Annotated in this window: 13 protein-coding genes and 1 riboswitch; of the genes, 8 read left to right on the top strand and 5 right to left on the bottom strand. The window is 67.0% G+C overall.

Going from position 1 to position 14,750, the window contains the following annotated elements; genetic code table 11:
- The first annotated feature begins 11 nt into the window (after positions 1 to 11).
- Positions 12 to 1,706: a ShlB/FhaC/HecB family hemolysin secretion/activation protein gene (locus AC1DW2_RS09610; protein ID WP_477005863.1), complete on the top strand. Its 1,695-nt coding sequence runs from the start codon at positions 12 to 14 to the stop codon at positions 1,704 to 1,706.
- A 162-nt stretch (positions 1,707 to 1,868) separates the two neighbouring features.
- On the opposite strand, the gene bluB is transcribed toward AC1DW2_RS09610, so the two are convergent.
- The 3 genes from bluB to cobU are packed head-to-tail and all read right to left on the bottom strand — an operon-like array spanning position 1,869 to position 3,791.
- Entirely contained in the window at positions 1,869 to 2,501 is a 633-nt protein-coding gene (gene bluB / locus AC1DW2_RS09605) for a 5,6-dimethylbenzimidazole synthase (RefSeq protein WP_477005862.1), read from the bottom strand.
- 4 nt (positions 2,502 to 2,505) lie between these two features.
- Entirely contained in the window at positions 2,506 to 3,288 is a 783-nt protein-coding gene (gene cobS / locus AC1DW2_RS09600; RefSeq protein WP_477005861.1) for an adenosylcobinamide-GDP ribazoletransferase, read from the bottom strand.
- On the bottom strand, positions 3,285 to 3,791 hold the full coding sequence (cobU, locus tag AC1DW2_RS09595; protein ID WP_063984439.1) for a bifunctional adenosylcobinamide kinase/adenosylcobinamide-phosphate guanylyltransferase: 507 nt from the start codon (positions 3,789 to 3,791) through the stop codon (positions 3,285 to 3,287). Before cobU ends, cobS begins: the two co-directional genes overlap by 4 nt.
- Before the next feature lie 121 nt (positions 3,792 to 3,912).
- Between cobU and cbiB the strand changes: the two genes are divergently transcribed.
- Both cbiB and cobD read left to right on the top strand, forming a co-directional pair.
- Positions 3,913 to 4,854 carry an adenosylcobinamide-phosphate synthase CbiB gene (gene cbiB, locus AC1DW2_RS09590; protein WP_477005860.1) on the top strand — a complete coding sequence of 314 codons (942 nt, stop codon included), beginning with the start codon at positions 3,913 to 3,915 and terminating at the stop codon, positions 4,852 to 4,854.
- A gap of 11 nt (positions 4,855 to 4,865) precedes the next feature.
- The gene (gene cobD / locus AC1DW2_RS09585; protein ID WP_477005859.1) at positions 4,866 to 5,831 is read left to right on the top strand and encodes a threonine-phosphate decarboxylase CobD; all 966 of its coding nucleotides are present in this window, start codon (positions 4,866 to 4,868) and stop codon (positions 5,829 to 5,831) included.
- On the opposite strand, the gene AC1DW2_RS09580 is transcribed toward cobD, so the two are convergent.
- Together AC1DW2_RS09580 and cobO are read right to left on the bottom strand one after the other, a co-directional pair.
- A complete protein-coding gene (locus tag AC1DW2_RS09580) occupies positions 5,820 to 7,268 on the bottom strand; it encodes a cobyric acid synthase (protein WP_477005858.1) in 1,449 nt (482 codons plus the stop codon). The two genes, cobD and AC1DW2_RS09580, sit on opposite strands and share 12 nt — an antisense overlap.
- Before the next feature lie 26 nt (positions 7,269 to 7,294).
- Positions 7,295 to 7,930: a cob(I)yrinic acid a,c-diamide adenosyltransferase gene (gene cobO, locus AC1DW2_RS09575; protein WP_477005857.1), complete on the bottom strand. Its 636-nt coding sequence runs from the start codon at positions 7,928 to 7,930 to the stop codon at positions 7,295 to 7,297.
- Between the two features lie 40 nt (positions 7,931 to 7,970).
- Positions 7,971 to 8,194, top strand: a riboswitch (cobalamin riboswitch).
- A gap of 96 nt (positions 8,195 to 8,290) precedes the next feature.
- On the opposite strand from cobO, the gene AC1DW2_RS09570 reads away from it, so the two are divergent.
- The 5 genes from AC1DW2_RS09570 to AC1DW2_RS09550 are packed head-to-tail and all read left to right on the top strand — an operon-like array spanning position 8,291 to position 14,748.
- Complete coding sequence (locus AC1DW2_RS09570; protein ID WP_028148471.1) at positions 8,291 to 8,665, top strand: DUF1636 family protein; 375 nt, start codon at positions 8,291 to 8,293, stop codon at positions 8,663 to 8,665.
- Complete coding sequence (cobW, locus tag AC1DW2_RS09565; RefSeq protein WP_477005856.1) at positions 8,662 to 9,711, top strand: cobalamin biosynthesis protein CobW; 1,050 nt, start codon at positions 8,662 to 8,664, stop codon at positions 9,709 to 9,711. The genes AC1DW2_RS09570 and cobW overlap by 4 nt, the downstream gene beginning before the upstream one ends.
- Positions 9,711 to 12,959: a cobaltochelatase subunit CobN gene (gene cobN / locus AC1DW2_RS09560; protein WP_477005855.1), complete on the top strand. Its 3,249-nt coding sequence runs from the start codon at positions 9,711 to 9,713 to the stop codon at positions 12,957 to 12,959. The genes cobW and cobN overlap by 1 nt, the downstream gene beginning before the upstream one ends.
- Positions 12,956 to 14,119: a precorrin-3B synthase gene (cobG, locus tag AC1DW2_RS09555; protein ID WP_477005854.1), complete on the top strand. Its 1,164-nt coding sequence runs from the start codon at positions 12,956 to 12,958 to the stop codon at positions 14,117 to 14,119. Before cobN ends, cobG begins: the two co-directional genes overlap by 4 nt.
- On the top strand, positions 14,119 to 14,748 hold the full coding sequence (locus AC1DW2_RS09550; RefSeq protein WP_028148467.1) for a precorrin-8X methylmutase: 630 nt from the start codon (positions 14,119 to 14,121) through the stop codon (positions 14,746 to 14,748). The genes cobG and AC1DW2_RS09550 overlap by 1 nt, the downstream gene beginning before the upstream one ends.
- Positions 14,749 to 14,750 lie beyond the last annotated feature (2 nt).

Below are 14,750 nucleotides of genomic sequence, written 5' to 3'. Positions count from 1 at the left end.
CGAGATTCGGGATGCGGATTTGGGGGGCAGCGTTGGGGGTGGGGCTTGCAGCTTGCTGCATCGCCCCTTCGCGCACGCAAGTGCCCTCGATCAATCCCGGCGTGATCCAGAACGACGTCGACCGGCAGCGCCGCCAGCTCGAACGGCAGAGCGCGCCGCCCAAGCTCACCGGTCCCGCGGTGATCGGCGGTGAGCGGGAAAAGTCCCAGCTGCTGAAGCCGGGGGGGCCGAAATTCCGCCTGCGCAAGGTCGAGTTCGACGCATCCAAGTTCATCACGCCGGCAGAGCTGGACGAGATCGCGAAGAAATATGTCGGCAAGAACGTCGACATCGCCGCGCTATTGCAGCTCGTTGCCGACATCAACGCCATCTACACCGAGCGCGGCATCGTCACGGGCATCGCGACGCTGCCCGATCAAGACGCCAAAGGTGGTGTGGTCAAGATCAAGCTGACCGAGGGCCGGCTCCAGAAGACGACCATCGAGGGCAACAAGCAGACCCGCACCGATTACATCCTTCAGCGCGTGAAGGAGCCCGAAGGCGAGGTCCTCGACGTTCCAAAACTCAATCGCGACGTGATCTGGTTCAACCGGACCAACGACGTGCAGATCAAGGCGCTGCTCCGGCCCGGCACGAGCTTCGGCCTGACCGATCTCCAGTTCGCGGTGATCGAGCCGCCGATCGACACCCTGCAGCTCTTCACCGACAACCAGGGTGCCGAGAACACCGGGCGCTGGGAAGGCGGGGCCTTCTACAAGCGCCACGGCCTGTTCGGCGTCGACGACCGCCTGACCTTCTACGGCGTCCGCGCCGACGGCAATCTCAACGGCAACGCCGCCTACAGCATTCCGGTCAATCCCTGGGGTGGCCGCGTCGGCGTCAGCTATACCGAAGGCAAGATCAAGATCATCCAGGGACCGTTCGTCGCGCTCGACGTCACTGGACGCTCGAGCCAGGCCGCGGTCAATTTCAGCCAGCCGGTCTGGGTGACGCAGAACTGGCTGATATTGCTCAACGCCGCCGAGACCGAGGGCAAGACGGTCAGCCGCTTCGCCACGGTCTCCGTGACCGACGACCACTACGACAAGGCCACCGCCGGGCTCTCGGTGACCAATTCAGGCAACACCTATTCGATCACGGTCTCGCCGGCGGTGAACTACATCACCTGGCATGATTATGTGCTCGGCAACAACCGCGCGTTCAACATCTATACCGGCTCGCTGATCGCGACCAGTGCGGCGGGGCCTCAGAATTTCAGCGCCAACGTGCTGGCGAGCTGGCAGTACACGCAGGAAAAGCTGCTGCCGGGCGACCAGATCTTCTCGATCGGCGGTCCCACCACCGTGCGCGGCTATCCCTCCAACTCGGCATCCGGCGACAGCGGCTATTATTTCAACGCCGAGCTGCACTACAATTGGTCGTCGTGGCTCAAGGGGTTCGACACCTACATCTTCACCGACTGGGGCGCGGTGTATTCGACATTCCCGGGGATCACCGAGCTCGCTTCGGTCGGCGTCGGCTTCTCATGGACCTATGCGTCGTTCATGACGCTCGAGGCGAATTACGCGACGCCGTTGAAGATGGCCGTCTCGACCCAGAACCATTACGAGGCCTATGGCCGCGTCATCTTCCGGCCGTTGTTGATGTTCCAGAAGCCGGAGAGCCCCGCGCCGGTGGCGGCTGCCGCCGGCAAGAGCAGGTCGTAGCGACAAGCCGCCGCTCTCTCCGTCGTCATTGCGAGGAGCCCGCGACAAAATTGCAAAGCAATTTTGCGCTGGTGCGACGAAGCAATCCAGAATCCCTCCGCGGAGACAGCCTGGATTGCTTCGCTACGCTCGCAATGACGGAGGATGGAGCGGGGGCGGCGACTAACGCCGCAGCGTGAATTCCTCCGCGCCGCGGCGATGTTCCCACTTGGCCTGCTCCAGCTCCGGCTGGTCGCACTCGGTCTCGGGATAGCCGATGCAGAGATAGGCGATGAATTTCCAGGTCTCAGGCACGTCGAGAGTGGTGTGAACGCGCTGCGGATTGAGGATCGACACCCAGCCGAGGCCGATGCCGTCGGCGCGCGCGGCGAGCCACATCGCGGTGATCGCGGCGACCACGGAATATTCCGTCGTCTCCGGCATGGTCGCGCGGCCGAGGCCGTGGCCGATGTCGCTCGCCTTGTCCGCGAACACGGCGAGGTGACCGGGCGCCTGTTCGAGACCGGACAGTTTTAGTGTGGCATAGCGCGCGGCGCGTTCGCCGGAGTAACAGTTCAGCGCATCGGCATTGCATGCCCTGAAGTCGTCGATCACGGCGCGGCGTCGTGCGGCATCTTCAACGACAACGAAGCGCCAGGGCTGGCTCAGGCCGACCGAGGGCGAGAGACAGGCGGTCTCGATCAGGCGGTCGATGGCGCCGGCCGGCAGCGGATCGGCGCGGAAGCGGCGCACGTCGCGGCGCCACACGAACAGCTCGTGCAAGTGCTGGCGGAAGGTGTCGTCGAACTCGACCATGAGATCAGCCTCCCATCCGGAAGGATGCCGCCACCAGCAGAATGAGAATCTCGCCGATCTGCTCGAATGCGCCGAGGATGTCGCCGGTCTGCCCGCCGATCTGGCGGATGGCAAGCCGCGCCAGCATCAAGCCGGCGAGGGACAGCAGGATCAGGCTGACCAGCGCCTTGCCCGGTCCGAGCGCGAGCGCGAGGGCGAGCGTTCCAACAGCGAAGGCGATGGCGACGCTGCGGCCCGGCGGCGATCCCGCGCTTGCCGACAGTCCATCAGGCCGTGCCGGCGGGACCAGCGACATGAAAGCCGGCACGCCCGCGCGGGCGGCCGTGTGCGCGGCGCACAGCGCGAGCGCGACGGCCCAGGGATTAGCGATTGCCGCGAGCGCGCTCCAGCGCAGACCGAACGAGAGGATCAGCGCGCAGACGCCATAGGTGCCGATCCGGCTGTCGCGCATGATCTCGAGCTTGCGTTCGCGCGTCCGGCCGCCGCCGAGCCCGTCGGCGGTATCGGCAAGGCCGTCCTCATGCAGCGCGCCGGTGATGAGCGCGGTCGCGGCCAGCGCGAGCAGGGCGGCGAGGTTCGGTGTCAGTCCGAACCGGCTGGAGACCTTGTAGACCAAGGCGCCCGCGAGGCCGACCAGCAGCCCCGCGACGGGGAGTGCCCAGGTTGCGCGCGCGACGGCGCCGTCAGCCGCGGACTTCGACGATGCGACGGGGAGGATCGTCACGAACGATGCCGCCATCCTGAGATCGGCGATAATCTCTTTGAAAAGCTCGGCGCGCGGCATCATTTCAGTTTCATCGGCAGGCCGGCCACGACGAACTCGACTTCGTCGGAAACCGCCGCGATGACCTGGTTCATGATTCCGGCGGCGTCGCGATAGCTGCGCGCCAGCGCGTTGTCGGGCACGATACCGAGGCCGACCTCGTTGGTGACGAAAATGACGGGGCTCTTCTGGCCGCCCATGAAAGCGGCGAGCTTCATGAGTTCGTGTTCCCAGTCACGCCCCGCATGCATGATGTTGGAGAGCCACAAGGTCAGGCAATCCACCAGCCTTGGGCCGGCGCCATCGGTCTCGATCAGAGCTTGCAGGAGATCGAGTGGTACCTCTCGCTCGATCCAGTCGACGGCCGCGCGCTTGGCTCGATGCTTGGCGATGCGCACCTCCATTTCGGCATCGAGCGCCTCGGCCGTCGCGATGTAGATGGGCTGGCCCGGAAAGCTGCGCGCGCGCTTTTCCGCGTGGGCGCTCTTGCCCGATCGTGCTCCGCCGGTGATCAAGATGACGGCCATAAAGGTCTCCTGTGGGCCTGACTAATCACCAATCGCGGCCAAAGACAAAGCCGAAATCAGGCGGCCGGGGGCTTGCGCTCCGCCTTCGCTTTGCGCAACAGGGGCGTGACAGGAGGTGGACGTGGGTTTTGCGGGGGCGATGGCGGTGGCGATGGCGGTGGATGCCCTCTCGGGCTGGCCGTCGTGGCTGTTCGCGCGGATCGGCCATCCCGTGACCTGGCTGGGCCGGCTGATCTCTGCCATCGACGCCGCCTGGAATCGGGATTCCGATCCGCCGGCATTTCGCCGCGCTGCGGGCGTTGCCGGAGCGCTCGTCGTCATCGCGCTTTCGGTCGCGCTCGGCTGGATGCTTCAGTCCTTGCTCCCGTGGGGCTGGATCGAGATCGTGCTGGTCGGCGTCCTGGCCTGGCCGCTGGTGGCGCTGCGCTCGCTGCATGACCATGTCGCCGCTGTTGCGACGCCCTTACACGCGGGCGACATCGTCGCCGCACGCGAAGCGGTGTCGCGGATCGTCGGACGCGATCCCGCGACCCTCKACGAAGCCGGCATCGCGCGCGCGGCGATCGAGAGCCTCGCCGAGAACGCCTCCGACGGCATCGTGGCGCCGGTGTTCTGGGGCGCGTTGTTCGGACTGCCCGGCATTTTGGGCTACAAGGCGATTAACACGCTGGACTCCATGATCGGCCATCGCAGCGAACGCCACGAGGCTTTTGGCTGGGCCGCCGCGCGCATCGACGATGTCGCAAACTTCATTCCGGCGCGCCTGACCGGCTTTCTGTTCGTGCTGCTGGCAGCGCGGCGATCGGAGGCGCTGTCCTGCATGACGCGCGATGCCCGCCGTCACCGTTCGCCCAACGCCGGCTGGCCGGAGGCGGCCATGGCCGGGGCGCTTGGTGTGCGGCTCAGCGGCCCCCGCATCTATCACGGCAGCGCGACCGATGAGCCCTGGCTCAACGAAGGCGCGCGCGATCCGCTTGCCGCGGACATCAGCCAGGGGTTGACGATCTACCGCCGCGCCATGCTGCTGCTCGCCGGCCTCCTTGCGATCCTGGCCCTCGCGTGAAAGAACGGGGCATGCGCGAGCACGGTGGAAATCTCGATCTGGCCCAGCAGCGTTTTGGCGGACGCGCGGAAGACTGGATCGATCTGTCGACCGGGATCAACCGGCTGCCTTATCCCGTGGGCGAGGTGAGTGCGCGTGCATGGAACGCGCTGCCGTCGCGCGCGGAGATCGAGAGCCTGCATCTGGCCGCGCAGCACGCTTACGGCACAAGCGCGCCGATCGTCGCGATGGGCGGTGCGCAGGCCGCCATTCAATTGCTGCCGCAACTCGCGCCAGCCGGCCGCGCGCGCATCCTTGCGCCGACCTACAATGAATATGCCGGGGTCTTGTCGGCTGCAGGCTGGGAAGTCCAGGAGGTCGGCGAGCTCGACGCGCTGGCGGGCGCGGATCTCGCCGTCGTCGTCAATCCCAACAATCCCGATGGCCGGCGTTTTGCGCCACAGGATTTGCTGGCGCTGCTGCCGCGCGTCGGCCGTCTCGTCATCGACGAGAGTTTTGCCGATGCTGCCCCGCAGCTGTCGCTCGCATCCGAGGCGGATCGACCGGGATTGCTGGTCCTGCGCTCGTTTGGAAAGTTCTATGGTCTCGCCGGCCTGCGGCTTGGGTTTGCGCTCGGCCATGCGGCCGACATCGCCAAGCTCGCGGCGGCGTCAGGTCCGTGGCCGGTGTCGGGAGCGGCGATCGCGATCGGCTGCCGCGCCTTGCGTGACGACGCCTGGGCCGAGGCGACGTCAGCGCGGCTCGCACGCGACTGTGCCCGCCTCGACGACATCGTGCAGTCGGAAGGCTGGCGGCTCGTCGGCGGTGCACCACTGTTTCGTCTCTACGAGACGCCTGATGCGCTTGCTGCGCAGGAGAAACTGGCGCGTAGCCAAATCTGGTCGCGCGTATTCGCGAAACAGCCGGCATGGCTGCGCCTCGGGCTTCCCGGCAGCGAAGCCGAATGGACGCGCCTTGCCGAGGCGCTAGCGCGCTAGCGCCAGCAGGCCGCCGACGTCGAGATGCAGTTCGATGTGATCGGCGAGGGCGTCGAGCGCGCTCTCGACTCTCGCATGATAAGGCTCATCACCTGCCGGAATGTCGAGCTTTGCGAGATACGCCTTGCGGAAATCATCCGAGGTGAACAGGCCGTGCAAATAGCTGCCCTGCACGCGCCCATCGCTGGAGATCGCGCCCTCCGGCTCCCCATTCAGTTTCGCAAACGGGCGGGCGCGATCCGGCCCATCGGTGCGGCCGATGTGGATTTCGTAGGCCTCGATCGGCTGGTCCGTGGCGGCATGCACGGCCGCGACGCGCGTCAGCGTCTTCTGCGGGCTCATCATTGTGGCGACGTCCAGAAGTCCGAGACCCGGCGTGTCGCCGGCGGGGCCTTCGATGCCGTCGGGGTCGGCGACGCTGCGTCCGAGCATCTGATAGCCGCCGCAGAGCCCGAGCACATGGCCGCCCCGGCGGTGATGCGCCAGCAGATCGATGTCCCAGCCCTGCGCGCGCAGGAAGGCGAGATCGCCACGGGTGGATTTCGAGCCGGGGATGATGACGAGCCTGATATCGCCGGGGATGGCTTCGCCCGGCCGCACCATCACGAGATCGACGCCGGGCTCGAGTTTCAGCGGATCGAGATCATCGAAATTGGCGATCCGTGACAGCACGAGGCAGGCGATCTTGCACTGGCCGGGCTTGCGCGCGTCGCTCAGGCCCAGCGCGTCCTCGGCCGGCAGCTCGCCGGCGCGCGCGAACCAGGGCAGCACGCCAAGGCCGCGCCACGCGGTCTTCGCTTCGATCAGCTTGTAGCCGTCGTCGAACAGCGAGGGGTCGCCGCGGAACTTGTTGATGACGAAACCCTCGATCATCGCGGCATCGTCGGGGTCGATCACCGTCTTGATGCCGACGAGCTGGGCGATGACGCCGCCGCGGTCGATGTCGCCGACCAGCACGACGGGCACGTCGGCCTTGCGCGCAAAGCCCATATTGGCGATGTCGGCGTTGCGCAGGTTGACCTCGGCCGGGCTGCCGGCGCCTTCGACCAGCACCAGATCGGCGCGCGCCTTCAGCCGCTCGAAGCTTTCCAGCACCGCGCCCATCAGCGACGGTTTCATCGCCGCATATTCACGCGCGCGCGCGGTCGCGATCCGCTTTCCCTGCACGATGATTTGTGCGCCGACATCGGTTTCGGGCTTCAGCAGCACCGGGTTCATGTCGGTGTGCGGCTCGACGCCGGCGGCCAGCGCCTGCAGCGCCTGGGCGCGACCGATCTCGCCGCCGTCGACGGTCACGGCCGCGTTGTTCGACATGTTCTGCGGCTTGAAGGGCAGCACGCGCACGCCGCGCCGCGTGAACGCGCGGGCGAGGCCGGCGACGATGAGCGACTTGCCCACGTCCGAGCCGGCCCCCTGGATCATCAATGCGCGCGCCATGGTGTTTTCAGAACCTGGGGCCGTGCTCAGAACTCGACGCCGGCTTGCGCCTTGATGCCGGAGCGGAAGGGGTGCTTGACCAGCGTCATCTCGGTAACGAGATCGGCGATCTCGATCAGCTCGTCCTTGGCGTTGCGCCCGGTGAGCACGACATGCGTCATCGGCGGCTTGTGCGTTTTCAGGAATTCGACGACCTCGGCGATGTCGAGATAGTCGTAGCGCAGCGCGATGTTGATCTCGTCGAGCACGACCATGCGCAGGTTGGAATCTGATATCAGCTCCTTGGCCTTCGCCCAGCCGGCCTGTGCTGCGGCGATGTCGCGGGCGCGGTCCTGCGTCTCCCAGGTGAAACCTTCGCCCATCGCATGGAACTGGCAGAGCTCGCCGAAATGGCCGGTGAGCAGGCGCCGCTCGCCGGTGTCCCAGGCGCCCTTGATGAACTGCACGACCGCGCAGGGGAAGCCATGGGCGACACAGCGGACGATCATGCCGAAGGCGGAGGAGGACTTGCCCTTGCCGGCGCCGGTGTGGACGATGATGAGGCCCTTCTCGCCGCTCTTGGTCGCCATGATCTTGTCGCGGGCGACCTTGATTTTCGCCATTTTCGCGGCGTGGCGGGCTTCGGTTTCCTCGGCCGTTTGGGTATCCGGTTCAGGCGTCATCTGACAGGGTCCTTCGGCTTGACAAGAGGCGGCCGGGGGCAAATGGTGGCCCGGCGTTGGTTCCTGTCCTATGACAGGCGAAGAGGGAATGCGATAGGGTCCGAATCGACAAGATTCGGCTCCAAACTGCAGCCGCCCCCGCGACCGTGACCGGAGAGATGCCCGAGGCCACTGATCCCCCGCAGGGGATCGGGAAGGCGGGGATCGAAGGGCCAAAAGCCCTGCTCCGCAAGCCGGGAGACCTGCCAGCGCGGACGAGTTTTGGACCGGCGGACGGGGTGTTCCGCGACGGGGAAACGGACCTTCGGGGGAATGGTCCGTGTGCCTCTTCGCCTCCCGCTGTTTATCCTGGAAGAGGCGATGACCGTCACACTTCACGTCTGTATTACCTGCCGTGCCGGCCAGACGCTCGACGAGGGTGAGACGACGCCCGGCAAGCGCCTGCATGGCGCGATCCTCGATGCCGGCGTGCCCGAGGGCGTCAATGTGGTTCCCGTTGAATGCCTGTCGGCATGCAGCCAGGGTTGCTCGGTTGCGCTCAGCGCGCCCGGCCGCTGGTCCTATGTCTATGGCCGCCTGTCAGAGGCCCATGCGAGCGACGTGGTCGCGGGTGCTGCGGCCTATGCCGCCGCGCCCGATGGCCTCGTGCCCTGGCGCAGCCGTCCCGAAATCTTCCGCAAGCAGTCGCTTGCCCGCATTCCCCCCATTGCCGTGTTGCCGGAGGCCGCCGAATGAACTCGCTCGCAAAAGTCCCCGTGACGGTGGTCACCGGTTTTCTCGGCTCAGGCAAGACGACGCTGATCCAGCATCTGCTCGCAAACCCCGACGGCAAGAAGCTCGCGGTGCTCGTCAACGAGTTCGGCAGCGAGGGCGTCGACGGCGAGATCCTGAAATCCTGCGCCGACGCGAACTGCCCCGAGGAAAACATCGTCGAGCTCGCCAATGGCTGCATCTGCTGCACCGTTGCGGACGATTTCATTCCAACCATGGAAAAGCTCTTGGCGCGGACGGTGCGGCCCGATCACATCCTGATCGAGACTTCTGGCTTGGCGCTGCCAAAACCGCTGCTGAAGGCGTTCGACTGGCCTGAGATCCGCTCGCGCATCACGGTCGATGGCGTGATTGCGCTGGCCGATGCCGAGGCTGTCGCCGCCGGCCGTTTTGCGCCGGACCCGGCTGCGGTGGAAGCGCAGCGCGCGGCGGACGAAAATCTCGATCACGAGACGCCGCTGTCGGAAGTGTTCGAGGACCAGATCGCCTGCGCCGATATCGTGCTGCTGACCAAGGCCGATCTTGCGGGCGCCGCAGGGATCGAAGCGGCCAAAGCCGCCATCACCGCCGAGATGCCGCGCCGCGTGCCGATGCTATCCGTCACCGATGGCGTGATCGATGCGCGTGTCATCCTCGGCCTCGGCGCTGCCGCAGAGAACGATCTCGCCGCGCGCCCCTCGCATCACGACGGCGAGGAGGATCACGAGCACGACGATTTCGCCTCCGTCGTGATCGATCTTCCTGAAATCAGCGACATCGACGCGCTGGTCGCGTCGGTGCAGCGTCTTTCGCGCGAGCAAAACGTGCTGCGCGTCAAAGGCTATATCGCGGTCGCGGGCAAGCCGATGCGCCTGTTGCTGCAAGCGGTCGGCGAGCGCGTGCGCCACCAATTCGACAAGCCTTGGGGCGCAGCTCTCAGGCAGTCGAAGCTCGTCGTGATCGGCGAGCACGGCGATATTGACGAGGCCGCGATCAAGGTCGGACTTGGGCTTTCAGGATCTGGTATCTGATGCACGTCGTCTTCCGCGAGAGCCGCGGTCTCGAGGAGACCGCGACGCCAAGGGACATCGGCCAGGACCCGGCCGATCTCGTGGTGCTCTCGTACTCGGATTCCGACCTTGCCGCGTTCGCGGCCGGCTGGCGGCGCGGCCGTAACAGTCTGCCGTCGCTGCGGCTCGCCAATCTCGCGGAGCTGCGGCATCCGTTGTCGGTCGACACCTATATCGAGCGCACGCTGTCGCAGGCGCGCGGCATCCTGGTGCGCCTGATCGGCGGTGAGTCCTATTGGCCGTACGGGCTCGCGGCCCTGCAGCAGCTGGCGAAGGACCGCAATATCGTGCTGGCCGTGCTGCCGGCCGACGGCCGCGACGACACGCGGCTCGATGCCTACTCGACCCTGCCGGTTTCGACGCTGCGCCGGCTCAAGGTGCTCTGCGACACCGGCGGTTCCGTTGCAGCCCAGGCCGCGATTGCGCAGCTCGCGCTGGCCTCGGGCCTTTACGCGGGCCCGGTCGTCGGCGAGATGAACGTGCCTGAGATGGGCTTTTACGATCCCGCGCGTGGCGTCATTGCTGCGCCGATGACAGGCGAGGGAAAGCCGCTCGCGCTCGTGACCTTCTATCGTTCCTATCTCACCGCCGCTGATACCGGGCCGGTCGACGCCCTGATCGCGGCGCTGCGCGAGCGCGGCTTTGACGCGCACGGCGTGTTCGTCACCTCGCTGAAGGCTCCGGGCGTTGCGGATTGGCTGCGGACGTATTTCGCGACGAATCCTCCCGCCGCGATCGTCAACGCGACGGCGTTCTCGGCGATAGGCGAGGACGGCACGACACCGTTCGATGCTGCATCGTGTCCCGTCTTCCAGGTCGCGCTCTCATCGGCGCGGCGCCAGGACTGGGCAGAGTCGCTGCGCGGCCTGTCGCCCGGCGATCTCGCGATGCATGTGGTGCTGCCGGAGGTCGACGGCCGCCTGTTCGCGGGCGTGGTGAGCTTCAAATCGGCCGCGGAGCGCGACCCAGATCTGCAATTTTCGCATCTGGCGCACCGGCCCGATGAGGAGCGCGTGAAGGCCGTCGCCGCGCGCGTTGCGGCCTGGCGGCGCCTCGCGGAGACGCCAGTCGCCGAGAAGCGGGTGGCGCTCGTGCTCTCGAACTACCCGGGCCGTCCACATCAGATCGCGCATGCGGTTGGTCTCGATGCGCTTGCGTCGGTCGAGGCATTGCTGTCTGACCTGACAGAGGCCGGCTTCGATGTTGTGCCGGTCTCCGCACTTGGCGAAACGTTGCTGAAGCAGCGACTGACCTGGAACGTCGCCGATTACCGCGCCGCGCTCTCGCGTCTCCCGCAAGCATTGCAGGATGATCTCGCGCAAGCCTGGGGCGCGCCGGAGGATGACCCGAGCTGTCGCGACGGTGCATTTCAATTCGCGGCCATCGCAAGTGGCCAATCGATCATCGCGGTTCAGCCCGAGCGCGGCGATGCCGCCACGCGCGATGCCGACTATCACGATCTCGCCCGCACGCCACGCCACGCCTATGTCGCGTTCTATCTCTGGCTCCGGCAGCAGGACATCGACGCCGTCGTGCACATGGGTGCGCATGGCACGCTGGAATGGCTGCCCGGAAAATCCGTGGCGCTGTCGTCCGCGTGCTGGCCCGAAGCGCTGATCGGCGATCTCCCGGTCATCTATCCCTTCATCGTCAACGATCCCGGCGAGGCCGCGCAGGCCAAGCGGCGCTTGGATGCCGTCACCATCGGCCATCTGCCGCCGCCGCTGGAGCAATCCGTGGTGCCGGACGGCCTGCGCCGGCTCGAACGGCTGCTGGACGAATATTCGACCGCCGATGGCCTCGACCCCGCCCGACGTCAGCGTCTGATCGCCGCGATTCGCGACGAAGCGCGTGCGGCGGGTCTTGAGGACGATCTTGGTCTGGATGCCTCGGCAGCACCGGCGGAAGCGATCCCACGGATCGATCGCTTCGTCTGCGATCTCAAGGAGAGCCAGTTCGGCGACGGCTTGCACGTGTTCGGCCGCGGCGCCTGCGCCGATGCGGAGCGCGATGCGTTGCGTTCCGCCCTGGCGGGACAGCGCGTTGCGCCGGGGCCATCGGGCTCGCCGTATCGCGGACGCCAGGACGTGGTGCCGACCGGACGCAATCTCTTTGCCGTTGATCCGCGCGCGGTGCCGACGCCGTCGGCGCATGCGCAAGGCATCAGGCTCGCGGAAGAGCTGCTGCGTCGCCATTTGCAGGATCACGGCGACTGGCCGAAAGGCCTCGTGGTCGATCTCTGGGGCTCCGCGACGATGCGGACCGCCGGCGAGGAGTTTGCCATGGCGCTGCATCTCGCCGGCCTTGCGCCGCGCTGGGATCACGCCTCCGGCCGCGTCACCGGCTATGACATCATCGCACCGGCGGAGCTCGGGCGCCCCCGTATCGACGTCACGCTGCGCGTGTCGGGCCTGTTCCGCGATGTCTTCTCCGGCCTTGCGCAATTGTTCGAGGCCGCCGCCGAGGCGCTCGCAACGCGCGAGGAGGAGGGCGACGAGAATCCCTATCGTCACCGCGCCTCGCGTGTGTTCGCGCCGCGCCCCGGCCAATACGGCGTCGGCCTCTCCGCGATCCCGGATGCCTTCACGGCCGAGACGCGCGATGCCGCCGGCGAAGCCTGGCTGTCGGCATCGTCCTGGGCGTTCTCGGCGGACGGTGCGATGCAGCCGGATCGTGCCGGCATCGAGACGCGGCTCGCATCCGCCGATGCTTTCGTGCACGTCCAGGACTTGCCGGAGACCGATCTTCTGCTTGCCGCCGACTATGCCGCACATGAAGCCGGCATCGCGGCGGCTGCAGCGCATCTCGGTGCGGCAGGACCATCGCTCTATCACCTCGATACGACGCGGCCCGAGCAGCCGCACGCGCGGACGCTGACCGAGGAAATCTCCCGTGTCGTCCGTGCACGCGCGGCCAATCCGGCCTGGATCGCCGGCATGATGCGGCACGGTTTTCGCGGCGCCGCCGAGATTACCGCGACGCTGGAGCACATGGCCGCCTTCGCGCATCTGGCCGGCGCCGTACCGCCGCATCTGTTCGATCTCTACTACGATGCGACGCTCGGCGACGCCGATGTCCGCAGCTTCATGGCCCGCGAGAATCCGGCGGCGCTCGCCGCGATGGAGACCTGCTTCACACGCCTGCACGAAGCCTCGCTCTGGCGAACGCGCCGCAATTCGATCGCGGCTGCGCTGAAGGAGGCTTCATGAGTGCGGCCGCGATCAAGGGCTGGTGTCCCGGCGCGTTGCGCCCGATGCAATCGGGCGACGGGCTCGTGGTTCGCGTGCGCCCGTTCGGCGGAAGGCTTGAAGCCGCGCAAGTCGCCGGTCTTGCCGAGCTCGCCGAACGCTACGGCAATGGTCTCATCGATGTGACGAGCCGCGCCAACCTCCAGATCAGAGGCGTCAGCGAGCAAGGCCATCGCCGGCTGCTCGATGGACTCGCGTTGCTGCGGCTGCTCGACCCCGATACCGACATCGAAGCCCGGCGCAACATTTTGGTGACGCCGTTCTGGAACAGCGGTGATGAGACACAGGCGCTCGCCGCGGAGCTTGAGGAAGCGCTCGCCGACAGCACGCTCGATCTCCCCACAAAGTTCGGCTTCGCCATCGACGATGGAAAGTCGCGCGTACTCGCCGGCGACTCCGCCGACGTGCGCATCGAGCGCGATCACGGCGGCCGGCTCCTGGTGCGGGCCGATGGCGCAAGGCTGGGCCGCTCGGTCGCGCGCGGTGAGACCGTAAGTACGGCGCTCGCGCTCGCGAACTGGTTCATCTCGTCCGGCGGCGCGAAGGGCGGGCGAGGGCGCATGGCGGCTCATATCGCGGCCGGCGCAGAATTGCCTCAGTCGTTGAGCGGCGAAACCGAGCCTGCTCCGGTCATGGCCGCGTCACGACCCGGCCACTATCCGCATGGTGCCCTGGTCGGCGTCGCGTTCGGGCAGATGCTGCACACGACGCTCCATCAATTTTCCGGCTGCGGACATGCGCTGCGCATGACGCCATGGCGAATGGTGCTGAGCGAGGGCAAGCGCGAGATGCCGAGCGGGGCAGGCCTCATCACCGAGCCTTACGATCCGGCGTTGCGCGTGATTGCTTGTAGCGGCGCCCCGCGTTGCCGCGAGGCGCATGCGGATACCCGCGCGCTCGCTTCCGCCCTTGCGCCGCGCATCGCCCTCGATACTCGCCTTCACGTCTCCGGCTGCGCCAAAGGCTGCGCGCGTTCCGGCGCGTCCGCGGTGACGCTGGTTGCGACCAGCGCCGGCTTCGATCTCGTCCGCGACGGCTCGACCCGCGATGAACCCGTCCTGCGCGGTCTCAACGGCGCCGACATCGTCAGCGATCCCTCCATCCTGGTCGGAGGCCACTGATGCCGCACACCTACGAGACCGACGGCGCGGCGATCTACCGGCAATCCTTCGCGACCATCCGGGCCGAGGCCGATCTTGCCCGCTTTACGCCGGACGAGGAGCAGGTCGTGGTGCGGATGATCCACGCCGCCGGCATGGTGGGCCTCGAGGCGCATATCCGCTTCACATCAGGCATGGCGACTGCTGCGCGCGCCGCCTTGCAGAGAGGCGCCCCGATCCTGTGCGACGCGCGCATGGTCTCGGAAGGAATTACGCGCGCGAGACTGCCTGCGGCCAACGCCGTGATCTGCACGCTCGGCGATGAAGCCGTTCCCGCGCTCGCGCAGTCCATGCGCAACACGCGGTCCGCAGCGGCGCTGGAGTTGTGGCGGCCGCATCTCGACGGCGCAATCGTTGCGATCGGTAACGCGCCGACCGCGCTGTTTCATCTCCTCAACATGCTCGAGGACCCGGGCTGCCCGCGCCCTGCGGCGATCATCGGCTGCCCGGTCGGCTTCGTCGGCGCGGCCGAATCCAAGGCTGCGTTGATGGCCGATCCGCCGGTGCCGGCGCTGACAGTCGAGGGCCGCCTCGGCGGCTCCGCGATCACGGTCGCCGCCGTGAATGCACTGGCGAGCCGGAGCGAATAGCC

Source organism: Bradyrhizobium sp. P3_C3 (assembly GCF_056402655.1).
This window is presented reverse-complemented; position numbering and strand designations above follow the sequence as displayed.